The 25,411-nt window shown below is 37.7% G+C and carries 27 protein-coding genes, 1 tRNA gene, 1 other RNA gene and 1 other annotated feature; of the genes, 23 read left to right on the top strand and 6 right to left on the bottom strand.

Translation table 11 applies throughout. The features are described from left to right. Positions 1-425: 425 nt before the first annotated feature. The gene (locus HXV90_RS15380) at positions 426-845 is read right to left on the bottom strand and encodes a GntR family transcriptional regulator (RefSeq protein WP_269897548.1); all 420 of its coding nucleotides are present in this window, start codon (positions 843-845) and stop codon (positions 426-428) included. Positions 846-947: 102 nt separating this feature from the next. On the opposite strand from HXV90_RS15380, the gene pdxS reads away from it, so the two are divergent. From pdxS to HXV90_RS15345, 7 genes are all read left to right on the top strand, one after another. Further along, positions 948-1,832, top strand: coding sequence for a pyridoxal 5'-phosphate synthase lyase subunit PdxS (pdxS, locus tag HXV90_RS15375; protein WP_269897547.1), 885 nt, complete (start codon positions 948-950; stop codon positions 1,830-1,832). A 1-nt stretch (position 1,833) separates the two neighbouring features. Beyond that, positions 1,834-2,397, top strand: a complete 564-nt coding sequence (gene pdxT, locus HXV90_RS15370) for a pyridoxal 5'-phosphate synthase glutaminase subunit PdxT (protein ID WP_269897546.1) — start codon at positions 1,834-1,836, stop codon at positions 2,395-2,397. Between the two features lie 49 nt (positions 2,398-2,446). Beyond that, positions 2,447-2,666 (top strand) — a binding site (T-box leader). Positions 2,667-2,741: 75 nt separating this feature from the next. Next, positions 2,742-4,022 (top strand): serine--tRNA ligase, encoded by a 1,281-nt coding sequence (gene serS, locus HXV90_RS15365; protein ID WP_103117223.1) that lies wholly within the window; start codon positions 2,742-2,744, stop codon positions 4,020-4,022. A gap of 141 nt (positions 4,023-4,163) precedes the next feature. Next, complete coding sequence (locus tag HXV90_RS15360; RefSeq protein ID WP_269897545.1) at positions 4,164-5,363, top strand: sigma 54-interacting transcriptional regulator; 1,200 nt, start codon at positions 4,164-4,166, stop codon at positions 5,361-5,363. Then, on the top strand, positions 5,327-5,497 hold the full coding sequence (locus HXV90_RS23525; RefSeq protein ID WP_225340580.1) for a helix-turn-helix domain-containing protein: 171 nt from the start codon (positions 5,327-5,329) through the stop codon (positions 5,495-5,497). Before HXV90_RS15360 ends, HXV90_RS23525 begins: the two co-directional genes overlap by 37 nt. Before the next feature lie 108 nt (positions 5,498-5,605). After that, a complete protein-coding gene (gene brnQ, locus HXV90_RS15350; protein ID WP_269897544.1) occupies positions 5,606-6,937 on the top strand; it encodes a branched-chain amino acid transport system II carrier protein in 1,332 nt (443 codons plus the stop codon). Then, positions 6,934-8,529, top strand: coding sequence for an amidohydrolase (locus HXV90_RS15345; RefSeq protein ID WP_269897543.1), 1,596 nt, complete (start codon positions 6,934-6,936; stop codon positions 8,527-8,529). The genes brnQ and HXV90_RS15345 overlap by 4 nt, the downstream gene beginning before the upstream one ends. Positions 8,530-8,625: 96 nt before the next feature. Here HXV90_RS15345 and tadA read toward each other — a convergent pair whose 3' ends face one another. Further along, positions 8,626-9,141 carry a tRNA adenosine(34) deaminase TadA gene (gene tadA / locus HXV90_RS15340; RefSeq protein WP_269897542.1) on the bottom strand — a complete coding sequence of 172 codons (516 nt, stop codon included), beginning with the start codon at positions 9,139-9,141 and terminating at the stop codon, positions 8,626-8,628. A gap of 223 nt (positions 9,142-9,364) precedes the next feature. Between tadA and HXV90_RS15335 the strand changes: the two genes are divergently transcribed. From HXV90_RS15335 to HXV90_RS15290, 10 genes are all read left to right on the top strand, one after another. Next, complete coding sequence (locus HXV90_RS15335; protein ID WP_004233978.1) at positions 9,365-9,700, top strand: ArsR/SmtB family transcription factor; 336 nt, start codon at positions 9,365-9,367, stop codon at positions 9,698-9,700. A gap of 20 nt (positions 9,701-9,720) precedes the next feature. Continuing rightward, positions 9,721-10,674 carry a cation diffusion facilitator family transporter gene (locus tag HXV90_RS15330; protein WP_004233977.1) on the top strand — a complete coding sequence of 318 codons (954 nt, stop codon included), beginning with the start codon at positions 9,721-9,723 and terminating at the stop codon, positions 10,672-10,674. A gap of 66 nt (positions 10,675-10,740) precedes the next feature. After that, positions 10,741-11,073, top strand: coding sequence for a metal-sensing transcriptional repressor (locus HXV90_RS15325; protein WP_048390994.1), 333 nt, complete (start codon positions 10,741-10,743; stop codon positions 11,071-11,073). Between the two features lie 31 nt (positions 11,074-11,104). Beyond that, a complete protein-coding gene (gene copZ, locus HXV90_RS15320; protein ID WP_036121975.1) occupies positions 11,105-11,311 on the top strand; it encodes a copper chaperone CopZ in 207 nt (68 codons plus the stop codon). A gap of 81 nt (positions 11,312-11,392) precedes the next feature. Further along, positions 11,393-13,804, top strand: a complete 2,412-nt coding sequence (locus tag HXV90_RS15315; RefSeq protein ID WP_269897541.1) for a heavy metal translocating P-type ATPase — start codon at positions 11,393-11,395, stop codon at positions 13,802-13,804. A gap of 198 nt (positions 13,805-14,002) precedes the next feature. Then, entirely contained in the window at positions 14,003-14,638 is a 636-nt protein-coding gene (locus HXV90_RS15310; RefSeq protein ID WP_269897540.1) for a deoxynucleoside kinase, read from the top strand. Then, entirely contained in the window at positions 14,638-15,306 is a 669-nt protein-coding gene (locus HXV90_RS15305; RefSeq protein WP_048391003.1) for a deoxynucleoside kinase, read from the top strand. The genes HXV90_RS15310 and HXV90_RS15305 overlap by 1 nt, the downstream gene beginning before the upstream one ends. 107 nt (positions 15,307-15,413) lie before the next feature. Continuing rightward, complete coding sequence (locus HXV90_RS15300; RefSeq protein WP_009374249.1) at positions 15,414-15,923, top strand: LOG family protein; 510 nt, start codon at positions 15,414-15,416, stop codon at positions 15,921-15,923. Positions 15,924-16,061: 138 nt separating this feature from the next. After that, positions 16,062-16,970, top strand: a complete 909-nt coding sequence (locus tag HXV90_RS15295; protein ID WP_269897539.1) for a methyl-accepting chemotaxis protein — start codon at positions 16,062-16,064, stop codon at positions 16,968-16,970. Between the two features lie 99 nt (positions 16,971-17,069). Then, positions 17,070-17,690 carry an RraA family protein gene (locus HXV90_RS15290; RefSeq protein WP_048391009.1) on the top strand — a complete coding sequence of 207 codons (621 nt, stop codon included), beginning with the start codon at positions 17,070-17,072 and terminating at the stop codon, positions 17,688-17,690. 45 nt (positions 17,691-17,735) lie between these two features. On the opposite strand, the gene HXV90_RS15285 is transcribed toward HXV90_RS15290, so the two are convergent. From HXV90_RS15285 to HXV90_RS15270, 4 genes are all read right to left on the bottom strand, one after another. Then, a complete protein-coding gene (locus HXV90_RS15285) occupies positions 17,736-19,010 on the bottom strand; it encodes a cation:dicarboxylate symporter family transporter (protein ID WP_016995246.1) in 1,275 nt (424 codons plus the stop codon). A 92-nt stretch (positions 19,011-19,102) separates the two neighbouring features. Further along, positions 19,103-19,981, bottom strand: coding sequence for a response regulator (locus HXV90_RS15280; RefSeq protein ID WP_048391012.1), 879 nt, complete (start codon positions 19,979-19,981; stop codon positions 19,103-19,105). Further along, positions 19,982-21,241, bottom strand: a complete 1,260-nt coding sequence (locus HXV90_RS15275; protein ID WP_269897538.1) for a sensor histidine kinase — start codon at positions 21,239-21,241, stop codon at positions 19,982-19,984. A 127-nt stretch (positions 21,242-21,368) separates the two neighbouring features. Continuing rightward, positions 21,369-21,461: transfer RNA gene (locus HXV90_RS15270), tRNA-Ser, on the bottom strand. 168 nt (positions 21,462-21,629) lie between these two features. On the opposite strand from HXV90_RS15270, the gene ffs reads away from it, so the two are divergent. The 6 genes from ffs (at position 21,630) to HXV90_RS15240 (ending at position 25,343) form a co-directional block, all read left to right on the top strand. Continuing rightward, an RNA gene (gene ffs / locus HXV90_RS15265) (signal recognition particle sRNA large type) lies at positions 21,630-21,897 on the top strand. 141 nt (positions 21,898-22,038) lie between these two features. Next, entirely contained in the window at positions 22,039-23,823 is a 1,785-nt protein-coding gene (gene dnaX, locus HXV90_RS15260) for a DNA polymerase III subunit gamma/tau (protein ID WP_269897537.1), read from the top strand. Between the two features lie 20 nt (positions 23,824-23,843). Continuing rightward, the gene (locus HXV90_RS15255) at positions 23,844-24,158 is read left to right on the top strand and encodes a YbaB/EbfC family nucleoid-associated protein (protein ID WP_257962315.1); all 315 of its coding nucleotides are present in this window, start codon (positions 23,844-23,846) and stop codon (positions 24,156-24,158) included. Between the two features lie 11 nt (positions 24,159-24,169). After that, complete coding sequence (gene recR, locus HXV90_RS15250; RefSeq protein WP_205446338.1) at positions 24,170-24,766, top strand: recombination mediator RecR; 597 nt, start codon at positions 24,170-24,172, stop codon at positions 24,764-24,766. Between the two features lie 13 nt (positions 24,767-24,779). Next, positions 24,780-24,995 carry a YaaL family protein gene (locus HXV90_RS15245; RefSeq protein WP_004233954.1) on the top strand — a complete coding sequence of 72 codons (216 nt, stop codon included), beginning with the start codon at positions 24,780-24,782 and terminating at the stop codon, positions 24,993-24,995. Between the two features lie 75 nt (positions 24,996-25,070). Next, the gene (locus tag HXV90_RS15240) at positions 25,071-25,343 is read left to right on the top strand and encodes a pro-sigmaK processing inhibitor BofA family protein (protein ID WP_269897536.1); all 273 of its coding nucleotides are present in this window, start codon (positions 25,071-25,073) and stop codon (positions 25,341-25,343) included. The last annotated feature ends 68 nt before the right edge of the window (positions 25,344-25,411 follow it).

Below are 25,411 nucleotides of genomic sequence, written 5' to 3'. Positions count from 1 at the left end.
TACCATTATCCGCTGCCTTTACATCATTTTCTCAATATCTTCAAAAATCGTTGTCGATGTAATCTCTAAAGTAGATTCAAATTGTTTAATAACAAAGTTGTCAATAATGCGGTAAGAAACGGCAAATAACACAATACTAAAGAGCAAGGAAATAATCGCTATTGGAATGGTGAAACTGGCAATATATTTGTAGAGTAAAGACTCTTAAATTTAGTGACGATACGCAATGTGGGACGCCTCCAGTACTTTAAGCTTTTGCTGTAAGAAATGAATCATATTAGAGATGTGTTCTGTCTCCGTATAAGGTGAGATAGAGAAAAATTTTGCCGCTGCAACTGGTACTTGTTGTGTTGTATCACTATTACTAACCGTGCAAACACGCGTTGTGTCAAAAGAATACTTCGTCTCGACCTTCTCCAATAATTTCAAAGAATGAAGCTTGATATCGTCAAAAGCTCTTTTGCATACTTTCTCCATGTTTGAAATGGAAAAGCATCGATATCAATAGATCCTGGATTAAAATCGATTTTGTAAGACTTTTTCTTAGGATATTCATTAATGGACGCCATAGTATCTTGTTGAATGTAGGGCAGTTCATCTATTTCTTCTACAAAATAGCCAATACGTGATTTGGACATAATATAGCCTTCAGCTAAAAGCTGAGCATAGGCAATTTCAATTGTTGTTTGGGAAATGTTTAAAAAATCAGCTAATTTTCTTTTTGAAGGCAGTTTTTCTCCTACAGTTATTTTTTTAGAAATAATAGCTTCTTTAATACCGTTATAAAGCTGATCATAAAGCGGTTTATCACTATCTCTTTCAAGCTGGAATAAAAGCATATCCATGATCTGGAACCTCCTGACCCTATAAATATTTTAAAAACTGGATATTTTGATATGGTCAATTTCTATTATACTAAACTTCATCATAAAGGTGGAGGTTAGAAAATGAAACAAACAGGTACAGAGCTAGTAAAGCGTGGAATGGCAGAAATGCAAAAAGGCGGCGTCATTATGGATGTCATTAATGCAGAGCAAGCAAAAATTGCAGAAGCTGCAGGTGCTGTAGCAGTTATGGCATTAGAAAGAGTACCGTCAGATATTCGGAAAGCAGGTGGCGTTGCACGCATGGCCGATCCTCGTATTGTTGAGGAAGTGATGGGGGCTGTAACTATTCCTGTGATGGCCAAAGCACGTATTGGTCATATTGTTGAAGCACGTGTCTTAGAAGCAATGGGTGTTGATTATATTGATGAAAGTGAAGTTTTAACACCAGCAGATGAAGAGTACCATTTATTAAAAAGTGAATACACAGTACCGTTTGTGTGTGGCTGTCGCGATTTAGGGGAAGCAGCCCGTCGTATCGGGGAAGGTGCCTCGATGTTACGAACTAAAGGTGAACCAGGTACAGGGAATATTGTGGAGGCCGTTCGCCATATTCGTAAAGTAAATGCACAGGTTCGTAAAGTCGTAGGAATGACAGAGGATGAATTAATGACAGAGGCGAAATTACTAGGAGCTCCTTTCGAGTTATTAAGAGAAATTAAACGTCTTGGTCGTTTACCAGTAGTAAACTTCGCAGCAGGAGGAGTGGCAACGCCTGCTGATGCAGCCTTAATGATGGAACTTGGAGCTGATGGCGTTTTCGTTGGTTCAGGTATTTTTAAATCTGAGAACCCTGAAAAATTTGCACGTGCCATTGTAGAGGCGACTACTCATTATAAAGACTATAAGATTATTGCGGAAATATCAAAAGAGCTCGGAGTGCCAATGAAGGGGATTGATATTGCACAGCTTGGACACAACGAGCGTATGCAAGAGCGAGGTTGGTAGCATGAAGCGAATTGGTGTATTAGCATTACAAGGAGCAGTTCGTGAGCATATACAAATGTTAGAAGCTCTTGGTTGTGAAGCAATTCAAGTAAAACAAAGAAAGGATTTAGGAAACCTAGATGGACTTGTGTTACCAGGTGGAGAAAGCACAACAATGAGAAAATTGCTGGATCGATTTGATCTGCTAGAGCCAATTCGTGGACTTGCTCAGCAAGGATTACCGATGCTTGGTACATGTGCGGGATTAATTTTATTAGCCAAGGATCTAATTGAAGTTGAACCACATTTGGCTGTGATGGACGTGACTGTAGCAAGAAACTCATATGGACGTCAGGTGGATAGCTTCGAAGTACAACTAGATATTCCTAAAGTAGGTGTAGGGATTCCAGCAGTATTTATTCGTGCACCTCATATTGAAGCGGTAGGTAAAGGTGTTGAAATTCTTGCACAACATGAAGGGAAAATAATCTTGGCACAAGATGGCCATTTATTGGGTTGTTCGTTTCATCCCGAATTAACAGAGGATACACGAATTCTTGAATATTTTGTAACCTCTATGGTATGACTTGCAAAATTTGTTTTCATATAGTACAGTATGTTTAAATTTTAAATAACTGAACACGATGATGGGAAGTAGTAGCAAGCACGTTTTTTTTAGAGAGTCAGCGGTTGGTGGAAGCTGATAAAAGCACTTGTGAATCCGTCCTGGAGTTGCACAGTCGAAGTGAATGAAGTAGGCTGTAGCCGGCTGAAATGCCGTTATGAAATAAGTGGATTAGGCAGAAATATGTCTAGTCAATTAGGGTGGCAACGCGGGTAGCTCTCGTCCCTTTTTAGGGATGAGGGCTTTTTTGTGTTCATTTCGCTGCAACGATTTTCCATCATGAAGAAACTATTGGAGGTATGAAGATGTTAGATATTAAACGCGTCCGTGAGAATTTCACGGAAATTAAAGAGATGTTATTAACACGTAATGAGGACTTGGGAAACTTAGATGACTTTGAAGACTTAGATGCAAAACGTCGTGAATTGATTGCCAAAACAGAAGAATTAAAAGCAGAACGCAATAAAGTATCTGAACAAATCTCAGTTATGAAACGCAACAAAGAAAATGCTGATGAAGTCATTGCTCGTATGCGTCAGGTTGGCGATGAAATTAAAGAATTAGATGTACAATTAAATAATGTTGAAGAACGCTTTAAAGATATGATGATGCGTTTACCAAACATCCCACATGAATCTGTACCAGTAGGCACAACAGAGGACGACAATGTTGAAGAATATACGTGGGGTGAAATTCCGACATTTGATTTTGATATTAAAGCACACTGGGACCTTGCTACGGATTTAAAAATTGTAGACTTTGAACGCGGCGCGAAAGTAACAGGTAGCCGTTTCTTATTCTATCGTGGTCTTGGTGCTCGTTTAGAACGAGCATTAATGACATTCATGATGGATTTACATGCAGAGGAGCATGGTTACGAGGAAATGCTACCACCTGTCATTGTTAATCGAGATAGCCTAACAGGTACAGGGCAACTTCCGAAATTTGAGGAAGATGTATTCAAATTAGAGGAAACAGATTATTTTATGATTCCAACTGCAGAAGTACCAGTAACGAACTTCTATCGAGATGAGATTTTACCGGCTGAAGCTTTACCACAAGGCTTTGCAGCGTATAGTGCTTGCTTCCGTTCAGAAGCGGGATCTGCAGGTCGTGATACACGTGGTTTAATTCGTCAACACCAGTTCAATAAAGTAGAATTAGTACGTTTTGTAAAACCAGAGGAGTCATACGAACAATTAGAGCTCTTAACAAGTCATGCAGAAAAAGTATTACAATTACTAGGCTTACCATATCGTAAGTTAAAAATGTGTACAGCTGATTTAGGTTTTACTGCAGCGAAAAAATATGATTTAGAAGTTTGGATTCCTGCACAAAACATGTACCGTGAAATTTCTTCTTGCTCTAACTTTGAGGATTTCCAGGCACGACGAGCAAATATCCGCTTCCGTCGTGAGCCAAATGCAAAACCAGAATATGTGCATACATTAAACGGCTCAGGTCTTGCCATTGGTCGTACAGTTGCTGCTCTTCTAGAAAACTATCAACAAGCTGATGGCAGCGTAGTAATTCCTGAAGTTTTAAGACCTTATATGGGCGGTAAAGAAGTAATCGCACCAAAATAAACGACAGATAAAGCTATTTTAGACAATTCCTTTATGGATGTTCTAAAATAGCTTTTTTGTGTTGCTAAAATTGAAATCTCTCATAATTTTTGAAAATTCGTTATAATGGGTAATATTCATGGGGACAAGGGGGAGAAATTCATGGAATTGCAACAATTTGCACAGGCTTTCAGTGAATTTGATAATGTTTTAATTACAGATGATAAAGGCTGTGCAATCTTTTATGATTTAGCAGATTTAAATATATTATTGGAAATCGGCTTAACACCAGATGAATTTTTTCACAGCACAGTGACTGATAATTATCAAAATTTATCACCTGAGACAAGTACTGTTTTTCAAGTCATACAAACAGGGCAGCCAGTTTTATACTATGAACAACAACTGACAACATTGAACGGTTTTAGTTATTTATCACTGAGTTCGACCTATCCCATTATGGAGCATGGAAAAGCCATTGGTGCCATTGAATTTTCAAAACATTTTTATGAAACTAAGCAAATTAAATATTTAGATAATTTCCTGGGACATAAATTATATCGAGATAATCATACAACCTATCGTTTAGAGGATTACATTACAACAAACGCCGAAATGAAAACTCAACTTGAAAAGGCACGTCGTAGTGCTCAAAAAAGTGCACCAGTTTTACTAACTGGGGAAACTGGAACTGGGAAAGATATAATCGCACAAGGCATACACAATGAAAGTGAACGCTATACAAAGCCGTTTATTACTTTGAACTGCTCAACATTAACAGAGGATAATATATTTACTCAGCTATACGGCTCGGACAATGAAGCAAAAAGTGGAAAGTTACAGGAGGCTAATGGAGGGACGCTACTCATTGACCACCTTAATTTATTGGATATCTCTTTGCAGGCGAAACTTTTACATGCGGTAGATATAAAAGTGTTAAATGGTGAGCCCTTGGATATACGGTATATTACTACTGTCAATGAAGATGTGGACAAACTATTAGCTGAAAAAAGGCTACGCGAGGACTTATTTTATCGCTTAAATGTTCTTCAAATTGATTTGCCACCGCTAAGATTAAGGAAGGAAGATATTCCACTTATCCTTGATTTTTATATACAATTTTACAATGAACATACACTACAGAAAAATGTAAGCTATTGTAATGAAGTAATTCAGTTGTTTTATGCCTATCATTGGCCGGGGAATGTGCGTGAACTAAAAAATGCCCTTGAATCGGCATATAATAATTTGCTTGGGGATGAAATACTTGTTGAACATGTTCCAGAGAGGATTAAAAAAATGTTCAACATTCAACTCAATCGATCATGCAAAACAACCAATCTGGACATTTACGAGATTTAACGGAAGCCTACGAGCGTCTAATTATAGCGGAAAAGTTGCGTGAAACTGATGGGCGATTAGCGGAAACAGCTAGACGTTTAGGTATTTCTCGTCAATTACTAAAATATAAGTGTTTAAAATATGAATTGTTGTAAAAAATTTTTTACAAAAAGGGGATAAAAATTTATCTCCTTTTTTCGTGTTATTAAATTTTTTATTATTTAGATAAATCTTCTGTAAACGATAATAAAGGGGTTGAGGATATGTCTAAAGTTATGCAGCATACGATAATCGTGGGGCTAGCCTTATTTGCTATATTTTTTGGTGCTGGGAATTTAATCTTTCCGCCATCCATAGGAAATAGTGCAGGGGAATCATGGATCTCCGCTCTGATGGGCTTTAGCTTAACGGGTGTTATTTTACCTGTGCTTGCGGTGTATGCAATTTATAATACTGGGGGAACTGTGGAAGCGCTCACAAGACCAATCGGAAATTGGTTTTATAAAGCCTTTAATACGGTCATGATGGTTTGTATTGGGATGGTTGTCACAATACCGAGGATGTCAGCGACAACTCATGAATTAGGGGTATCACAAATTATTCCGAACGTACCTTTAATTGTGTCAGTATTAGCATTTTTCGCGATTTGCTTTTACTTTGCGATGGACCAATCAAATGTGATCGATAAGATTGGAAAATGGTTGACGCCTGTTCTTGTTCTTATACTTATTATCCTCATTGGTAAAGGGGTATTAGACCCAATAGGAGCGGCAATTAATACAGGAGCAGAAAGGGTTTTTGCCAACTCCATAATAGCAGCCTATCAAACAGGAGATGTGGGAACAGGTATTCTTTGTGCGCCAATCTTTTTAGCAGCAATAGTTGGCTATGGCTATAAAGGGAAACAATCTAAAAAGGTCGCGCTTGGTGGAATGGCTATTGCTGCAATAGGGTTAATTGCAGTATATGGTGGCCTGCTCTATTTAGGGGCTACAAGTAGTGGCATCATCACAAATCCTGGCAGTGATACAGAACTATTAGCGGGCATTGCCTTTAGTGTCATTGGTAATTTGGGTAAAGCGTTACTAGCTATATGTGTTATTTTTGCCTGCTTAACATCAGCGATTGGCGTCATGGTCATATCCTCACAGTTTTTAAATGAACTAACAAAAGAGAAGCTTGGCTATAGAACGTGGGTCTTTATTATGTGTGTAGTAGGCGCAACTATTGGCTCCTTAGGTGTAGGTGCCATCGTCGAAATTACATTGCCGATTTTCTTGGTAATTTATCCAGTCATTATTGTACTTGTGCTACTGGGAGCCTTTGATCGTTTTGTACCAAATGCAGGAGCCTATAAAGGAACTGTACTATTTGCATTTCTAGTAAGCATCGTTGAAACATTTGCTAGCTATGAAATTACGATACCTGGTGTGACACAGTTGGTCATGCATTTACCATTGCAGTCTAGTGGATTTGCTTGGATTATGCCATCTATTGTTGGCTTTATTATCGGTACTATTTTGCATAAGGTGCTGAAAGCAGAAGATCCTGAAAAATCTACTTTTGGTATAGAAGAAATAGGAGTTGAAAAATGATGAAAATTATTTGTAACGCAAAGATATATACAGCAGATACTATTCAGCCATCTGCGACTGCTATGGTAATCGAAGGAGGAAAGATACTTTGGATTGGACAACAGGAAGATTTACCCCCCTATCAGGGAGAAATAATAGATGTACAAGGAAAGGTCATTATTCCTGGGATTATTGACGCTCATATGCATCCGATTATGTTAGCGGATGTTTTGGAACAAGTGGCTTGTTTACCTCCATATATTTATTCTATTGAGGATATAATTAATGCATTAGCAAACTATGATGCAAGTCAGCGGAGATGGCTATTAGGCTGGGGCTATGATGAAGGGAAACTAAAGGAAAGAAGAGCGCCTTTAAAAGAGGACTTAGACCGTGCCTCTACAGAGTTACCTGTCATTGTTATGCGTACATGTGGTCATATTATATCGGTTAATAGTAAAGCATTAGCAATCGCAGGTATTACGAAGGATACGCTTGATCCACAAGGTGGACAAATCGATCGGGATGAAAATGGAGAACCTACAGGCGTACTGCGTGAAAATGCACGTAATCTAGTACTACAGCATTTACCTACACCATCTGAAGAAGAGATTGTCAAAAGGCTCCTAAAGCTATCACAAACTTTGGCATCCTATGGTGTAACAAGTATTACAGAATTAATGGCCACGGTAGCACCAATTGATTATTTAGGCCTGTATCGTAAAGCCCGAGAAAAAGGCTTTAAGCAACGCGTAGCAGTTTATTATATCTGGGAAGATATTCAACGATATGAGCTGTTGACAGCAAATACTATTGATCGTTCTGCAGGAGCCTATATCGGAGGCATTAAGCTATTTTCGGATGGCAGTGTTTCAGGACGTACAGCACTTGTTTCTGAGCCATTTTTGGGAAGTGATGAAAAAGGCATAGCAATGACTTCGAAAGAGGAGCTGCTAGCGGCTGCTGCGGTAGCAAAAGAATATGGTATTCAATTAGTGGTTCATGCAATGGGGGACAGAGCCATTGATCTAATTGTCGACACATTTTATGAGGAAAAGGCTTGGTTAACAGATGCACCGTCTGTTCGTATTGAGCATGCAGCCATGCCATCTAAAAGTGCCTTGCAAAAAGCTGCTGAATGGGGGATAGGCTTTGTGCCACAACCCATCTTCTTATTTTGTGAAATTGAGAGTTATTTAGAGAATCTAGGGCTAGAAAAAACACAGACATTATATGGTGTACAAACATTTCTCAAGAGGGGGATTGCGACAGCGCTCTCTTCAGATGCGCCTGCTACATCATGGGCAGAAGCGGCTAATCCCTTTGTTACGATACAAGCAGCTGTTACACGAACAGCCTATGATGGAACAGATTTAGGTACCGCAGAAAAAATCTCTGTAGAGGAGGCATTACAGCTATACACAGTTGATGCCAAGACGATGATTCGTATGGAGAACGTTGGTCAGTTAAAAGAGGGCTATGAAGCTAATTTTGTTGTACTAAAAGACGATTTGCTGACGCTTTCACATAACCAGCTTATGCATGTAAAACCATTCGCTACATATATCGAAGGAGAATGTGTTTTTACACAATCCACTATTCAAGCTCAATAAATTAGTTATGAAGATGGTCGCTGCTACGACATATTTCATATATATCGCCATTCCCTTAAATATAAAAGGAAGGTGTCTCATTAGGAGGCACCTTCTTTAATGACCATTTATATCGTTGGAAGCTAATCGTGCTTTTTTCTCAGCTTTTTTACGGTCTCGTAATGCCTTAAAAAAGTCTGTTAAAATTTGACCACATTCCTCGGCTAAAATCCCTTCTGTTACATCACATTCATGATTAAAGCGTTCATCATTTAATAACTGGTAAAGAGAATCTACACAGCCAGCTTTTTGATCTCTTGCCCCATAAACAACTCGGGGTACACGTGATTGGAGAATGGCTCCTGCACACATTGGACAAGGCTCCAATGTAACATAAAGAGTAGTATCCTCCAGTCGCCAACTCCCTATTTTTTTGCAGGCTTCTTGAATCACTAACAGCTCCGCATGTGTTGTTGCATTTTGCGTTGTTTCTCTTAAATTATGCGCACGTGCAATGATTTTTCCTTCATAAACAATTACTGCACCAATTGGTACTTCCCCAAGTAAGGCAGCCTGTTGAGCTTCCTCTAATGCTTGTTTCATAAATAAACGATCTGCGTCAAAAATATCCACTCATATCTCTCCTTAACAGTAGTGTAGCGTGCTGAATTGGTAATTGCTACTTTTAACTTCTTTTCGGATGTTATATTCATCTAAAATCATTGCAGCCATGCGTAAGCGATTGATATGTAATATGTCGAAGCATAAATACTTGTTGACATTCCTTATATATCCATATATATTTGTATATGAACACATGCTCATATAAAAATATTGGAGAATGGGGTAAACTTCTATGGATGAAAAATTAAACAGTTCAGAAATGCAAAAAAATATTGATCAGCATTTAGATGAAGAGACATTATTTGTAGTATCTCAGACTTTTAAAGCATTGAGTGATCCAACTCGAATTCGTATTTTAAACTTACTTTGTTCAGATGAACATTCTGTAAATGATATTGCAGAAATTTTAGATTTAGGCCAATCAACCGTTTCCCACCAATTACGCTTTCTTAAAAATTTACGATTGGTGAAATTTAGAAGAGAAGGAACAACCATATATTATTCTAAGGACGATGATCACATTATGAATTTATTGAAGCAGGCTATTGAGCATGCGGCTCATAACTAAAATGAAATGGGGGAATAACAATGGGACATCAACATGACCATGGCCATGATCATACACATGGTGCAAATAAAAAGGTATTATTACTGTCGTTTATTATTATTACAGGGTATATGGTAGTGGAAGCCATTGGTGGCTTTTTAACAAATAGTTTGGCTCTTTTATCAGATGCAGGGCATATGTTAAGCGACTCTATCTCTTTAGGCATAGCAATGTTAGCTTTTATGTTTGGGGAAAAAGCTGCAAGCTATAGTAAAACATACGGCTATAAACGATTTGAGATTTTAGCTGCAGTATTGAATGGCATTACATTAATAGGAATCGCATTATTTATTTTCTATGAAGCAATTGAACGATTTACAAACCCACCAGAAGTAGCTACAACTGGAATGCTTATAATTAGCATAATTGGTTTGTTCGTTAACATTTTAGTTGCATGGATTATGATGCGTGGAAGTGATACAAAGGATAATTTAAATATGCGCGGAGCATTTTTACATGTACTAAGTGATATGCTAGGGTCTGTAGGAGCTATTGTTGCGGCACTATTAATTATGTTTTTTGGCTGGGGCTGGGCAGATCCTCTGGCAAGCGTTATTGTTGCATTATTGGTCGTACGAAGTGGCTACCATGTCACAAAAGCCTCCATTCATGTCTTAATGGAAGGGACACCTTCAAATGTAGATGTTCAGGAGATTATTCAGTTAATAGAGCAGACTGATGGAATAGAAAGTATCCACGATTTACATATCTGGACAATTACTAGTGGAACGAATGCATTATCCTGTCATGCGGTTGTAAATGATCAATTGAAAATAGCTGAGAGTGAGCATATCTTGCGGAAAATTGAACATAATCTTCAACATAAGGGCATTAAGCATGTAACAATTCAATTAGAAACATCCTTACATCGACATGATAATTCTATTTTATGTAAATTAGAAAATGACCATGAACATCATCACGATGAAAAATAAAATTTTTTATGACTTGCATACCCTTCTTGGGTATAGTATGATAGTTACAAATAGGAGGTGTAGTGAATGGAGGAGACAGTAAAAGAGGAAGCTTGTCATACAGAGGAAGCTACGTCTTGCCGAAAAAGTCATCACCCTGAGCGTGTGAAAAAGGATTTAACAACTCGCTTAAATCGAATTGAAGGTCAGATTCGAGGTATTAAGGGAATGATTGATAAAGACGTTTACTGTGATGATATTATTACGCAACTATCTGCTACACAATCTGCATTAAATAGTGTGGCAAAAATATTATTAGAAGGTCATTTAAAGGGCTGTGTTGTGGATCGTCTATCAGAGGGCGATGAAGCAGTATTAGATGAGTTAGTAATAACGATTCAAAAGTTAATGAAAAAATAGATTGAAAACATACAAAAGGAGAGATTTTATTATGCAAAACGTAACATTAAACGTACAAGGAATGTCATGTGGTCATTGTGTAAACGCGGTTGAAAAAAACGTTGGTGCTTTAGCTGGTGTTGAACAAGTAAAAGTAAATTTAGCAGAAGGTTTAGTTGATGTTGCATTTGACGATGCACAAGTATCACTTGATCAAATTAAAGAGACAATTGATGATCAAGGCTATGAAGTAAAATAAAATTTGTAGAGTGCTTCTGTGGCACTCTCTTATTTTCAAAAATATATACCCCTAGTCGGTATAAGGAGAGGTGAAAGGTAAATGAGTTCTGATCATAAGGAAGCTAATTTGCAAATTACAGGGATGACATGTGCGGCCTGTGCCACTCGAATAGAAAAAGGGTTAAAAAAAATGGATGGTGTAGAACATGCAACAGTAAATTTAGCACTTGAAAAATCATCTATTAAATATGACCCAACTAAACTAAGTGAAGCAGATTTTGAAAAGAAAATAGAAGCACTTGGCTATGGTGTTGTTAAACAAAAAGCTGAACTTGATATTACAGGTATGACATGTGCAGCCTGTGCGACTCGCATTGAAAAAGGGTTAAATAAACTAAGTGGTATTTCCTCTGCTAATGTCAACTTAGCACTGGAAAAAGCGATGATTGAGTTTAATCCTTCGGAAGTATCCATCGCAGATATCATTACAAAAGTTGAGAAGCTAGGCTATGGGGCACATCAAAAGGCAGATGAGCAGGAAACAGTGGATCATCGTGAAAAAGCTATCAAACAGCAACAACATAAATTTATTTTATCGGCAATACTTTCTTTACCACTGCTTTGGACGATGGTTGGTCATTTTTCCTTTACGTCATTTTTATATGTTCCAGAATTTCTAATGAATCCATGGGTCCAAATGGTATTGGCTACGCCAGTGCAATTTATTATTGGTAAACAATTTTATGTAGGGGCATATAAAGCATTACGCAATGGTAGTGCAAATATGGATGTGCTTGTTGTGATGGGGACATCAGCGGCCTATTTCTATAGTGTCTATCAAGCGATTGTAACGATAGGATCACATCATGGTCCACATCTTTATTTTGAAACGAGTGCTGTATTAATTACACTTATTTTATTAGGTAAATTATTTGAGGCAAAGGCAAAAGGACGCTCATCTGAAGCCATAAAAAAACTAATGGGACTTCAGGCAAAGACAGCAATCGTTATACGTGACGGTATAGAAAAGGAGGTCCCATTAGAAGAAGTTATCATTGGCGATGTTATTTTAGTGAAACCAGGTGAAAAAATTCCTGTAGATGGTGAGGTAATAGAGGGGACAACAGCTGTTGATGAATCGATGCTAACAGGAGAAAGTCTACCAGTTGATAAAAAGCAAGGTGATCTATTATTTGGCTCAACTATTAACAAAAATGGTTTTATTAAAATGACTGCAACAAAGGTTGGACGTGATACAGCATTAGCACAAATTATTAAAGTGGTCGAAGATGCTCAAGGATCGAAAGCACCTATTCAACGTTTAGCAGATCAGATTTCAGGTATTTTCGTACCTATTGTTGTGGGCATAGCCATTGTAACCTTTTTAATTTGGATTATTTGGGTCCGTCCAGGGGAATTTACACCTGCTTTAGAGGTATTAATCGCAGTTCTTGTCATTGCTTGTCCATGTGCGCTTGGGTTAGCAACACCAACTTCAATAATGGCAGGCTCTGGACGTGCAGCTGAGTTTGGTATTTTATTTAAAGGGGGAGAACATTTAGAGCAAACACAAGGCATAGATACAGTTGTTGTAGATAAAACAGGAACAGTGACACATGGTAAACCTGAGCTTACAGATGTTCTGTTAGCGCCAGAGCAAGATGAAGCACGTTTTTTATCCTTAATCGGGGCAGCAGAGAAGCAGTCAGAGCATCCACTAGCAGAAGCCATTGTTCAAGGCATAGAAAAACGCGGCATAGCTTTAGGTAACGTTCAATTCTTTGAAGCAATACCGGGTTATGGTGTGCAGGCAACTGTCTCAGGTCAAGGTGTTATCATTGGCACACGTAAATTAATGCAACAATATGGTATTCATATTAATGATATTTTACCAACAATGGAGCAACTAGAACGAAATGGTAAGACAGCCATGTTAGCAGCCATCAATGGGCAATATGCAGGTTTAGTAGCTGTGGCTGATACCGTGAAAGATACATCAAAAGAAGCTATTCGTCGTTTACAGGATATGGGTATTACGGTCATCATGATGACTGGTGATAACGAGCGTACTGCTCAAGCAATTGGAACAGAGGTAGGCGTGAATCATGTTATTGCAGAAGTCTTACCAGAAGGTAAAGCTGATGAAGTAAAAAAACTTCAAGCCCAAGGGAAAAAAGTGGCGATGGTAGGTGATGGTATTAATGATGCACCTGCCTTAGCAACAGCGAATATTGGGATGGCAATTGGTACAGGGACAGATGTGGCAATGGAAGCAGCAGATATTACGCTTATTCGTGGAGATTTAAATAGTATCGCTGATGCCATTCTAATGAGTAGAAAAACAATGCGTAATATTAAACAAAATCTATTTTGGGCATTTGCTTATAATACATTAGGTATTCCAATTGCTGCACTCGGTCTGCTTGCTCCATGGGTAGCAGGCGCAGCGATGGCCTTTAGTTCAGTTTCGGTCGTATTAAATGCACTTCGTTTACAACGAGTGAAATTATAAATAAGTATAAAGGCATCGGGAAGTAGATTCTCGATGTCTTTTTTCTATGTCACCATGAGAAGAATATCCCAGGTAAATTTACTAGAACAATAGGTTGATTCTGTTTTTCATTTTCCTACTATGATAAAATGAAAGGTACTGATTCATTTTATGTAGGACACAATGATCGAATCCATAGAACAAAAGGAGGAGCTTCTGGTGACGGTTCCATTTGTTACGGTAGAAGGTCCGATTGGTGTTGGTAAAACCTCTTTATCGAAAGAGATAGCAGCGACATTTAATTACCATCTATTAAAAGAAATTGTAGACGAAAACCCTTTTTTAAATAAGTTTTATGAAAACATTGAGGAGTGGAGTTTCCAAACGGAAATGTTCTTCCTCTGTAATCGCTATAAGCAACTAACCGATATTAAAAAATTTCGTTTAGCACATGCCAAACCTGTTGTAGCAGACTATCATATTTTTAAAAATTTAATATTTGCGAAGCGTACATTGGCATCAACTGAATACGAGAAGTATGAAGAGATCTATAGAATTTTAACGAAAGACATGCCTGTTCCAAATGTGGTGGTTTATTTACATGCCAGCGTTGAGACATTAATGAAGCGTATCGCCATGCGAGGGCGAGAGTTTGAAAAGATGATTTCACGTGATTACATGGAGCAGCTTGTGGCTGACTATCATTCTTTTATCGAGCACTTTGAGAGCATGCATCCCGAAATTCCAGTTATCCGATTTAATGGAGATCAGCTTGATTTTGTAAAAAACCCCAATGATTTAAATCATGTTTTAAAAATAATTAAAGATACGTTACAACAAAGGAGTTTGCAATAATGAATTTAAGAGAGAAGTACGATATTCCACCACAAACGGTTATTACGATTGCTGGTACTGTTGGGGTAGGAAAATCGACTATGACAAAGGCTTTAGCAGAAGCATTGAACTTTCGTACCTCGTTCGAGAAAGTAGACACAAATCCATACCTTGATAAATTTTATGAGGACTTTGAAAAATGGAGCTTTCATTTACAGGTCTACTTTTTAGCAGAGCGTTTTAAAGAACAGAAGCGTATTTTTGAATATGGTGGAGGATTTGTACAAGATCGTTCTATTTATGAGGATACTGGCATTTTTGCTAAGATGCATTATGATAAAGGAACAATGAGTCCAACAGATTATGAGACTTATACAAATTTGTTTGATGCAATGGTGATGACACCTTATTTCCCACATCCAGATTTGCTTGTCTATCTTGAAGGACCTATTGATGCAGTTATTGGACGTATTCAAGAGCGTGGACGTACAATGGAGCAACAAACACCGAATGATTATTGGATAGAAATGCATGAACGCTATGAAAATTGGATAAATAATTTTAATTCTTGTCCAGTTCTACGTTTAGATATTAATGATTATGATTTATTAAAAAATCCTGATGCCATTGAAGCAATTGTAAGCCGTATCAGTCATATGCTAAAACAAACAAGCCATTTACGAAAATAAAAGTAAAATAAATGACCAAAAAACGTGAGACAATATATAGCCGATTGTTTCACGTTTTTTGAATAGGAGGGATTATTATAAGAATCGCAGTGTATTGCGGATCCGGTTTGGGTAAAAGTCCGATTTATGCAGAGAAAGCTGCTGAGCTTGGTACAGCACTGGCAAAAAACGGTCACGGGGTTGTCTATGGTGGTTCTAAAACAGGCCTAATGGGGAAGGTAGCCGATGCTGTTTTAGCAGCTGGAGGAGAAGTGATTGGTGTGATGCCAACACATTTACAAAAGCGTGAATTGGCCCATGCCTCATTAACAGAAATTCATATTGTAGACTCTATGCATATTCGTAAAGCTAAAATGGCCGAGTTAGCAGATGCTTTTATTGCTCTGCCAGGTGGCGCAGGGACTTTAGATGAATATTTTGAGGTATTTACTTGGGCTCAGATTGGACTTCATACAAAACCTGTCATTTTATATAATGTCCATGGATTCTATGATGCACTTCTACAGCATTTTAAAACAATGCTAGAGGAAGGCTTTATACGTGCAGAGCAAAAGAAGTTCTTACGTGTAGCGGCTACCTCTGAAGGGATTTTACGTTTATTAAAAAAACATGGATGAACATTCTCCATGTTTTTTATCTTGATGCAGCAGGTACACTAACATCTGCTGCAATTACACTGAGGCATAATTAATGTAATATAAAAGTAAAATAATTAAATTTTAAGTAAAAAATTAGTAACGGATGGGGTGTTCTTTATGCATAGTGTAGAGGCTCAAGTAACCGATGATTTAGTAGTACAGGCTATTGAACGCAATATAGCCATTATCCACTTCGATATGGATAGAAGAGTGGCGTATGTCAATGAACTATTTGCTCAAACATTAGGCTATACAGTGCAGGAAATGCTAGGAAAACATCATAAAGACTTTTGTTTGCCTGATTTCGTTAATAGTATGGAGTACGATAAATTTTGGCGCCACCTAACGGCAGGAAACAGCTATCAGGACAAAATAGAAAGAATTGATGCTAGAGGTAATATAATTTGGCTAGAAGCGACATATATGGCTGTCTTCGCAAATAATACAAGAAAAGTAATAGGTGTATCCAAAATAGCTACCAATATCACTGAACGTCAACATGAGATAGTTAGTGTTGCCGACAAGTTGAAGGGCATGTCTAATAAGCTTTACCAGCGTTCAGAGGCGGGCATTCAAAATAGCCAAGATCTACTAGAAACCATTAAAGTGGTTTCAAAGGAATCAAATGAAAATGTAAGTAATCTTGTACAGCTTCAGAAACAAGCAGATTCTATTAAAGGGATTGTCAAAACTATACAAGAAATTGCCTCACAAACTAATTTATTGGCATTAAATGCAGCTATTGAAGCCGCTAGGGCTGGAGAATATGGTAGAGGTTTTGATGTAGTGGCGAAAGAGGTACGTAAGCTTTCTGTAAGAGTTGAACAATCTATTTCAGAAGTGAAGGATAATGTGGAGGGTATTGAGCGAGAAATTGGTCAGGTGACTGATAGTATTACAAAAATAGCAGAAAAAATAGATAAAACAAATGAACAAATTACTGTCACAGCAAATGACTTTAGTGAAATAGCATCTGCTGCTGAAGCCTTAGACGAGCAATCAAAGCAATTTATTGAAATTATTTAATTCTAATAATGACTACTATTTTCGAGATATATTGAAATAGGATATATTTTTTATTTACAATACTAGTGTAAGTCATTAATCATAATAGGGGTGTTATGTATGACAAAAGTGGAAGTAAGCTTTCAGCATTTACCAACAACAGCTATTTCAGATGCAACTGGCGGGCATACCAATGTGCGAAGTGATATTAAGCCGTTAGCAGACCATTTTAAAGTTGCTGGGCGAGCTGTAACTGTACGTTTACCAGATGGTGAAAATGGGGCAGTTTTGGAAGCGATTAGGGCTGCAAATGAAGGGGATATTTTAGTAATTGATGCAAAAGGAAATACAAACCGAGCTGTTGCTGGAGATTTTGTGATCTCCTTAGCAAAAGGGATAGGTGTACAAGGTTTTGTTGTGGATGGTGTAATCCGTGATATTGCAGCAATTCGCGAATTAAATTTCCCTGTATTTTCGTTGGGCACTACTGTAGCAGCAGGCAATAAAAATGGCGGTGGTCAAGTAAATGTACCGATCGCCATTGGAGGAGTTACAGTTCATCCTGGTGATTATATTATTGGGGATGTGGATGGTGTAATTGTTGTGCCACAGCAAGATGCTGAAAAAATTGCTGTGGCGGCAGAGGCTAAGCTTGAAAAAGATGAAAAACGCGCTCAAGAAGCACATGCCAATGGAAAAGAATCAATTATCGCTTATTTAGATAAAGTGTTAGCAAAATAAAAAAACCCTCACGATGCCATCCAACATCGTGAGGATTTTTTTAAATTACGCTAGATTTTCATTATCATTAAAGTAATTTTTCATCTTTTCTCGATCGAAACGGCCTTCCCATTTAGCCATTACTAATGACGCTAATGAGTTACCAATTACGTTAACAACTGTACGTCCCATATCAAGAATACGGTCAATACCAGCAATGAAGGCTAGTCCCTCAAGTGGAATACCTACAGTACCTAAAGTTGCTAGAAGTACTACGAATGATACGCCTGGTACACCTGCAATACCTTTTGATGTAACCATTAATACAAGCATTAACGTAATTTGTTCACCAATGCTTAGGTGAATACCGTACATTTGTGCAATAAATAATGCTGCAATGGCTTGATATAGTGTTGACCCATCTAAGTTAAAGGAGTAACCGGTCGGTATAACAAAAGATACAATATCCTTTGGCGCCCCTAATTTCTCCATTTTCATCATAATACGTGGTAACACAGCTTCAGAACTTGCTGTTGAGAAGGCTAAAATTAGCTCATCTTTTAATACTTTAATTAAATAGAAGATGCTGATTCCTGCGAATTTTGCCACAAGTCCAAGAACGACAAAGATAAAGAATAGCATTGTTGCATAAACAAGAATTGCTAATTTGGCAAGCGGAACCAGTGAAGCAAACCCATATTTGGAAACGGTTACACCAATTAAACCAAATACCCCTAGTGGAGCGAATTTCATTACGAGGTTTGTTACCCAGAACATAGCATCTGCTACCCCTTGGAAGAAGTCTAAGACTGGTTTCCCTCGATCTCCTACTGCAGCAACCCCTAAACCGAAAATAACTGAGAAGAAGATAATTGCTAGCATATTACCTTCAGCCATTGACTGAATAATATTTGTTGGGACAATGCCTACAATGATATCAAATGGTCCCTCATGCTGAACTTCCTCAGTTGTTGATACATACTTCGAAATATCCCCTTGAGATAATTCATTCATGTTAAGACCTGCACCAGGTTGGAAAATGTTTGCGGAAAGTAATCCAACTACGATTGCAACTGTAGTAATAATCTCAAAGTAAATTATAGATTTCCCGCCTAATCGTCCAAGTTGCTTCATATCTCCAGTACCAGCAACACCAACGATTAATGTCGAAATAATAATCGGTACAACAATCATCTTAATAAGATGTAAAAATATATCCCCTAATGGTTGTAGATATGTCTCAATTTTGGGATTTCCGTAAAAGATACCACCAACAATGATCCCTAAAATCAAACCGATTAAAATCTGAGCGGCTAAACTGACTTTAAATTTCTTTTTCAAATCCTTTGTACCTCCCCTAATATTAAATTTTTAGGACACGCCTTACTTTAATAATACGGAGGACTTATGGAATCCGACAAAATCCGAGAAAATTAATTTACTTTTGTTAAAATGTCTGAATATAACACTTGAATAAACTTCTTAATATTTACCTTTGCTTTACGATTATCGTGATCTTCAATCTGTGTCATGAGCTGACGAATTTCTTTAAAATCAAAGTAGCGAGGGGCATAGTACTCGAATTCTGAGTTTGTGTAATCAACAACCCCTAAATTAGCGAGATTAATCATGGCAGCTAATATTGTACGACGCACACGCTGCTCGATGGCTTTACTCTCTTTTAAAATTTCATCTGGCGTAGCCTTGGTCACAGCTGCAATTTCTTCATAAAGCTCTTTTAATGGAGGAAGGGGGGCAATCTTGTGCTGGTGAGCAAGTAATGTTTCTATAATGGCAATGATATCCTCACTACCAATTTCCCCGACAATCCCCATATCATTCAAAATAGATTGAATATGGTCTCGTGATGTAGCTTTATGAGTCTTTTGTTCACTTAACTCAATATTTGTAAGTGATTGACGTATCACTAATAGTGAATTTTTAAGTCGAAATTGTTCAGTTGTTTTTTTCAAAACATTTTCGACTTCAATACGATTGATTGGTTTATGAATGAAGAAATCAATTCCTTGCTCATATGCTTCGCCAACCATTTCCTTATTCACTACCTGTGAAATCATAATAAATTGTCCCTCGAAACGATTTTGCATAAGTTGTTCCACAGTTGCTATGCCATCAAGCTTAGGCATCAGTAAATCAATAAGCACAAACTCTGGCTGTGTCATTAAAATTTGTGGAATGGCATCCTCACCATTGCGAGCCTCACCAATAACTGTTCCTAACCCGCTATCTTCAATAATTTGCTTTAACATAACGCGACTTGCACGATCATCATCTACAATAAAATACCTCATTTAAGTCTCTCCCGTTTGAATAGTTTGCGTAGGAATTATGATTTTAAACGTTGTGTATTGATTGTTTGATTCAACGGTTATTGAGCCTTTTAATTTTTCTACTAGTTCAGCAACATGTGAAAGCCCAATGCCAGTTGCTGCAACACCATCAACATTGAATTTAGTGGTGTATCCAGGTTCAAAAATAACAGAAATATCTGCTTGTGAAATCCCTTGTCCATTATCACATACGGTTATTACAGTATTATCCTCTTGGCGCTCAATAGCAATAGAAATGATCCCTTGCTTTTCAATAGCCTCAACAGCATTGGCTGATAAATTATTTAAAAGAGCAAGGAGTGCAATATGATCTTTCGTTTGAAAATCGAAGTCTATACATGTATTAAATTGTATTTCCTTACCGAGTAATTCTGCATATTTCCTATTACCTTCTTCAATATAATGCAATAATTCAGATAATACAAAAGGGCCAAAGCTCTTTTCACCGACAATCTTTGAAATACCAGCATATATCCGTTGAGAATCCTTTTTCACTTCATGGATTTCCTGGGCAATATGAAGTGCTTGTAAACTTTCCGCTCGAAAACCTAGCGTCTTTAACTGACGATATAATTCATAACCACTACCTGTAATTGTTTCAATATGATTCATTGATTTTTTTAAATATAGTGTCTCCACATAGAGATCAGATCCAATATTCAGCATTTCTTGTACTCGTTTTTTTTGTTCAGCTATCAAAATAGAGCTGTAAATCCCTACTACAAAAAAGCTTCGTAATAATGCTACCGCTAATAGGATCAAGAGATCATGGAGAAATAAAAAAGTATATGTTTGGACAAAAAAGCGGAAAATTTGTTCAGCTAAATTACTGATAACCTCACTAAAAGCAACGAGTAAACCAAGTTTTAGTGGTTTTTCTCTGTATTGTTGAATATCTAAAATTTGCAGGCATACTGCAAACAATACATAAAATAAACCAGCTGGTAAATGGTTAAATATACTCTCGGGAATCGGAACATCATGTAATGTCGAATTAATAACCCGAAAAATAGTTGTCACAATACTGGTAGCTACACCGGCTAAAATAATTGGTGTAGGTTTAATTAATGTGCATAAAAAGAAGACAATGGTTCCTAAACCAAAACGGAAAGTTGTATTAGCAAAAGGCATAATTTTAATTTCACTACCTATTGCGGTCATAACAGCAATAATGAAAATCCAAGTAAGGGAAGCACGCGTCATAAGTAATTTCGATTGCAATTCAACAACCTCCCATCATTGATATAATAAAAAATACCACAACCGGGGCGGAAGTGGTATCTAACAAGTAATACATACAATTTGGGCAAAAAAAAAACGGCTACATTCGTAGTCGGAAATTTAAAACTGGAGGAGGTAGAGGGATTCGAACCCCCGCGCGGTGTTACCCGCCTGTCGGTTTTCAAGACCGATCCCTTCAGCCAGACTTGGGTATACCTCCATGTTATATTGCTTTACTGTCTTATCGACAAAAATAAATTTATCATAACTAGAAACGAACGTCAAGATAATTTTTGAAAAAATATATAATTTTTAAATTGTCACTTAGAAATAAATAATTTGTGCATTAAGTTGCATTTTATACAAACAGTCAGTATACTAGTTATTGCCGTGCTAGGTGGGAAGGTAGCGGTGTCCTGTAACTCGCAATCCGCTCTAGCGAGACTGAATTCCTTTTTCGAGGCTGTCCGTATTGTTTGGTCTGCCTTTTGCACGTAGTGTTGACGATTGGGTCCTGCGCAATGGATACCCATGAACCATGTCAGGTCCGGAAGGAAGCAGCATTAAGTGGTCTTATTCATGTGCCGCGGGGTTGCCTAATCTGAGCTAACGACAAGAGTAACGCTTATGTGCGGCTGTCAAGGAAAGGTGCACGGCATTAAATTGCCAATTCAAAGCATCCGTCTATTATAGGCGGATGCTTTTTTATTTTAAATTTAGCATCTTCATTTTCTATATAATGCTGCAAATGCTATAATAAAACTATTCAATTAAATGGAGAAGGAGAGAGGAAATCAGTGACGTATCAAGCATTTTACCGTGTGTATCGACCGCAATCTTTTCGAGAAATGTCTGGTCAAACACATGTCAAAAGAACGCTACAAAATGCTCTCCTAGCAAATAAAACAACACACGCTTACTTGTTTTCTGGGCCCCGTGGTACAGGGAAAACAAGTACTGCTAAAATCTTTGCGAAGGCCTTGAATTGTGAACATGCACCATCGAAAGAGCCTTGTAATGAATGTGCTACATGCATGAGTATTACAGATGGTTCTCATCCAGATGTAATTGAATTTGATGCAGCCTCAAATTCACGTGTTGAAGAGATTAGGGATATCATAGAAAAGGTTCGTTTTGCTCCCGCAAGCAGTAGATATAAGGTGTACATCATAGACGAAGTGCATATGCTTTCTACAAGCGCTTTTAACGCTCTTTTAAAAACGTTGGAAGAACCACCTCCTCATGCTGTGTTTATTTTAGCAACTACAGAGCCTCATAAATTGCCTGCTACGATCATTTCTCGTTGTCAGCGTTTTGATTTTAAACGACTTTCTACTAATGATATTATTGAACGTATGAAGGTTGTTTTGGAAGATATTGACTTGCCATATGAAGAAAAAGGTTTAAAGGTGATTGCACAATCAGCCGCAGGGGGAATGCGTGATGCTTTAAGCTTATTGGACCAAGTTGTGTCTTTTAGTGGCGAAAAATTAAAACTTGAGGATACGTTATTAGTTACAGGTTCTATTAGTCAGGATGTTTTTTATGATCTTGCGGAGGCACTTAAAGTAAAAGATGTTGCGCAAATGCTTGCCCTTTTAGAGCAACTTATAGCTGACGGTAAGGACCCTTTGCGGCTCTCAGAGGATTTAATTACATTTTTCCGCGATTTATTATTACTTCAAACAAGTGATGATTTAGCTGAACTTTTAGAGCTTGTATCTCCTGAGGAACGTGTATTCACTTTAGCACACGAATTTGCACCAAATATGCTTTATGGGTATATTGATATACTTGCAAAGACACAGCAAGAGATGCGTTTCTCTCACCATACCAAAATTTATTTAGAGACGGCTTTGCTTAAAATGGTACAGTTTTCAGGAGGGATAGCCCATCAAACGGTGACTACAAATGAAATGGGAGAAAACCTTGATCTCACTCAAAAAATTGTGGCTCTTGAACAGCTGGTTCAGCAACTATCCTTACAACTGCAAACGGGGACTCCAGTGCAAACGCCGACAGCACAAAAAGAGCAACGGCCCCGAGCTAAAAGTCCGAATGGTTATAAAGCACCTACAGGTCGTATTCAGGAAGTGCTGAAAGATGCCACAAAGCAAGATGTACAACGCATTAAGTCCATTTGGGCGCAGGCCTTAAGTCAAATGCAAAAATCACAATCTGCTCTTTTAGCAGAAGCCGAACCTGTTGCGGCATCTTCAAGTGCTTTTGTGTTAAAATTCAAGTATGATATTCATTGTCAGATGGTTGCCGACAACCAGTCTTTAAAGGCTCACTTTACACAATTAATTGCAGGGCAAACTGGTACAATGTACGAGATGCTATGCATACCAGAAGAATCATGGTTAAAAATGCGTGAAGAGTTTATTCGTGATCATGGTCTGCAGCAAAAGAAATCACAGACAGAATCAGAGCATGGAGAAGAATTATTAGAGCCACCACCGGCAGAAATGCCAGAAGAACCATTTATCGATGATGCCCAACCTCTTGCTTCACAAGATCCACTTGTGACAGAGGCTGAAAAGCTCTTTGGTAAAGATTTTGTTGAAATTATTGAAGATTAAATTTTTAGGAGGAAACATTTATGCGTGGAATGGGAAATATGCAAGGTATGATGAAAAAAATGCAAAAAATGCAAAAGGAAATGATGGAGGCTCAAGAAGCTTTAAATGCTGAGCAATTTGAAGGTGTTGCAGGCGGCGGTATGGTGAAAGTAACAGTTTCTGGTCAGCGTGAAGTAGTTTCAGTAGATCTTGATGAATCTGTAGTAGACCCTGAAGACATCGAAATGTTACAAGACCTAATTGTTATTGCAACAAATGAAGCGTTGAAAAAGGTAGAAGAAAAAACAAACTCAACTATGGGTAAATTCACGCAAGGCTTAAACCTTCCATTCTAGGAGGTATTCATATGTACTACCCAGAACCAATATCTAAATTGATCGATAGTTTTATGAAATTGCCAGGTATCGGGCCGAAAACTGCGGCTCGTCTGGCGTTTTTTGTGTTATCAATGAAGGAAGACGATGTATTATCTTTCTCTAAAGCACTGATTGATGCTAAACGAAACCTAAGCTACTGTTCTGTTTGTGGCAATATAACGGATGTAGATCCATGTCACATTTGTACAGATAAGCAGCGAGATCATTCTGTTATTTGTGTTGTGCAAGATACAAAAGATGTGATCGCAATGGAAAAAATGCGCGACTACAATGGTATGTACCATGTACTTCAGGGGGCTATTTCGCCAATGGATGGTATCGGTCCAGAAGATATTAATGTTGCTTCTTTGTTAGTGCGCTTGCAAGATGAAAGTGTCCAAGAGCTTATTTTAGCTACGAATTCAACAATTGAGGGTGAGGCAACCGCTATGTACATTTCTCGCCTAGTCAAACCGTCAGGTATTCGTACGACCCGTATTGCGCATGGATTACCAGTAGGTGGAGATCTAGAATACGCAGATGAGGTTACGCTATCTAAGGCAATGGAAGGCCGACGCGAGTTATGAGTGAGGGATTAATATGTTCTTCCGTAGTAAAGGGAAACTAAAAAAAGAATTCGATGATAAGCTTGTGAATCTGATTAAAGAAACAAAAGAGGATTTACAACAGGCAAAGATAATAGAAGAATTAATGGATGATTATGATCTAGGTGTGATTGCTCAACGCAAAACTGCAGAAAGTATTCATTTCTATTTGTTTAAGGAAGCTAGAATTCGTAAGGTATTAATAAAATAGTTCTTTGTAAAATATTCATAGAAGCAAAACAGGAAACATAAACTTTCATAATTATTTAATTGAGGGGGCAACTATATGTCTGGGTTAGTAATTATGAGTATTTGTATTCCTGTTGGGCTTCTTTTTCTTTATGTAATAATAAGACATGCTAAACTGGGTAAAATCTTAGAAGGATTATCGGTGTTTTGGTTTAGATTTGCATTTGCTTTTCTATTATTATTCGTAATTCATTTAGGTATTGGTTATATAGGATATAATGTGCCAATCAATCTGTTTTCTGTCTTAACAATCGCTGTCTTAGGTATTCCAGGTGTATTAGGAATAACAGCTTTAATATTTTTTTTATAAAAAGCTTGCATTATAAAAAGATTCTGGTATAGTTATAGAAGTCGCTAATACAACTGGTTGAAACGAAA

The sequence above is a fragment of the Lysinibacillus sp. JK80 genome (assembly GCF_027557635.1).
In the GTDB taxonomy this organism is placed as follows: domain Bacteria; phylum Bacillota; class Bacilli; order Bacillales_A; family Planococcaceae; genus Lysinibacillus; species Lysinibacillus capsici.
Note: the sequence above shows the minus strand (reverse complement) of the source record. Positions and strands in the feature narration are given on the sequence as shown.

Excerpts from the sequence above, each read along its gene's own strand:
- HXV90_RS15325 (WP_048390994.1), top strand. The coding sequence starts at position 10,741 with ATGGAGGAGACAGTAAAAGAGGAAGCTTGTCATACAGAGGAAGCTACG.
- HXV90_RS15295 (WP_269897539.1), top strand. The coding sequence starts at position 16,062 with ATGCATAGTGTAGAGGCTCAAGTAACCGATGATTTAGTAGTACAGGCT.
- HXV90_RS15280 (WP_048391012.1), bottom strand. The coding sequence starts at position 19,981 with ATGAGGTATTTTATTGTAGATGATGATCGTGCAAGTCGCGTTATGTTA.
- HXV90_RS15305 (WP_048391003.1), top strand. The coding sequence starts at position 14,638 with ATGAATTTAAGAGAGAAGTACGATATTCCACCACAAACGGTTATTACG.
- HXV90_RS15315 (WP_269897541.1), top strand. The coding sequence starts at position 11,393 with ATGAGTTCTGATCATAAGGAAGCTAATTTGCAAATTACAGGGATGACA.
- pdxT (WP_269897546.1), top strand. The coding sequence starts at position 1,834 with ATGAAGCGAATTGGTGTATTAGCATTACAAGGAGCAGTTCGTGAGCAT.
- brnQ (WP_269897544.1), top strand. The coding sequence starts at position 5,606 with ATGTCTAAAGTTATGCAGCATACGATAATCGTGGGGCTAGCCTTATTT.
- HXV90_RS15255 (WP_257962315.1), top strand. The coding sequence starts at position 23,844 with ATGCGTGGAATGGGAAATATGCAAGGTATGATGAAAAAAATGCAAAAA.
- copZ (WP_036121975.1), top strand. The coding sequence starts at position 11,105 with ATGCAAAACGTAACATTAAACGTACAAGGAATGTCATGTGGTCATTGT.
- HXV90_RS15380 (WP_269897548.1), bottom strand. The coding sequence starts at position 845 with ATGGATATGCTTTTATTCCAGCTTGAAAGAGATAGTGATAAACCGCTT.
- HXV90_RS15345 (WP_269897543.1), top strand. The coding sequence starts at position 6,934 with ATGATGAAAATTATTTGTAACGCAAAGATATATACAGCAGATACTATT.
- HXV90_RS15330 (WP_004233977.1), top strand. The coding sequence starts at position 9,721 with ATGGGACATCAACATGACCATGGCCATGATCATACACATGGTGCAAAT.
- HXV90_RS15335 (WP_004233978.1), top strand. The coding sequence starts at position 9,365 with ATGGATGAAAAATTAAACAGTTCAGAAATGCAAAAAAATATTGATCAG.
- HXV90_RS23525 (WP_225340580.1), top strand. The coding sequence starts at position 5,327 with ATGCAAAACAACCAATCTGGACATTTACGAGATTTAACGGAAGCCTAC.
- HXV90_RS15360 (WP_269897545.1), top strand. The coding sequence starts at position 4,164 with ATGGAATTGCAACAATTTGCACAGGCTTTCAGTGAATTTGATAATGTT.
- pdxS (WP_269897547.1), top strand. The coding sequence starts at position 948 with ATGAAACAAACAGGTACAGAGCTAGTAAAGCGTGGAATGGCAGAAATG.
- HXV90_RS15290 (WP_048391009.1), top strand. The coding sequence starts at position 17,070 with ATGACAAAAGTGGAAGTAAGCTTTCAGCATTTACCAACAACAGCTATT.
- HXV90_RS15245 (WP_004233954.1), top strand. The coding sequence starts at position 24,780 with ATGTTCTTCCGTAGTAAAGGGAAACTAAAAAAAGAATTCGATGATAAG.
- recR (WP_205446338.1), top strand. The coding sequence starts at position 24,170 with ATGTACTACCCAGAACCAATATCTAAATTGATCGATAGTTTTATGAAA.
- serS (WP_103117223.1), top strand. The coding sequence starts at position 2,742 with ATGTTAGATATTAAACGCGTCCGTGAGAATTTCACGGAAATTAAAGAG.
- HXV90_RS15240 (WP_269897536.1), top strand. The coding sequence starts at position 25,071 with ATGTCTGGGTTAGTAATTATGAGTATTTGTATTCCTGTTGGGCTTCTT.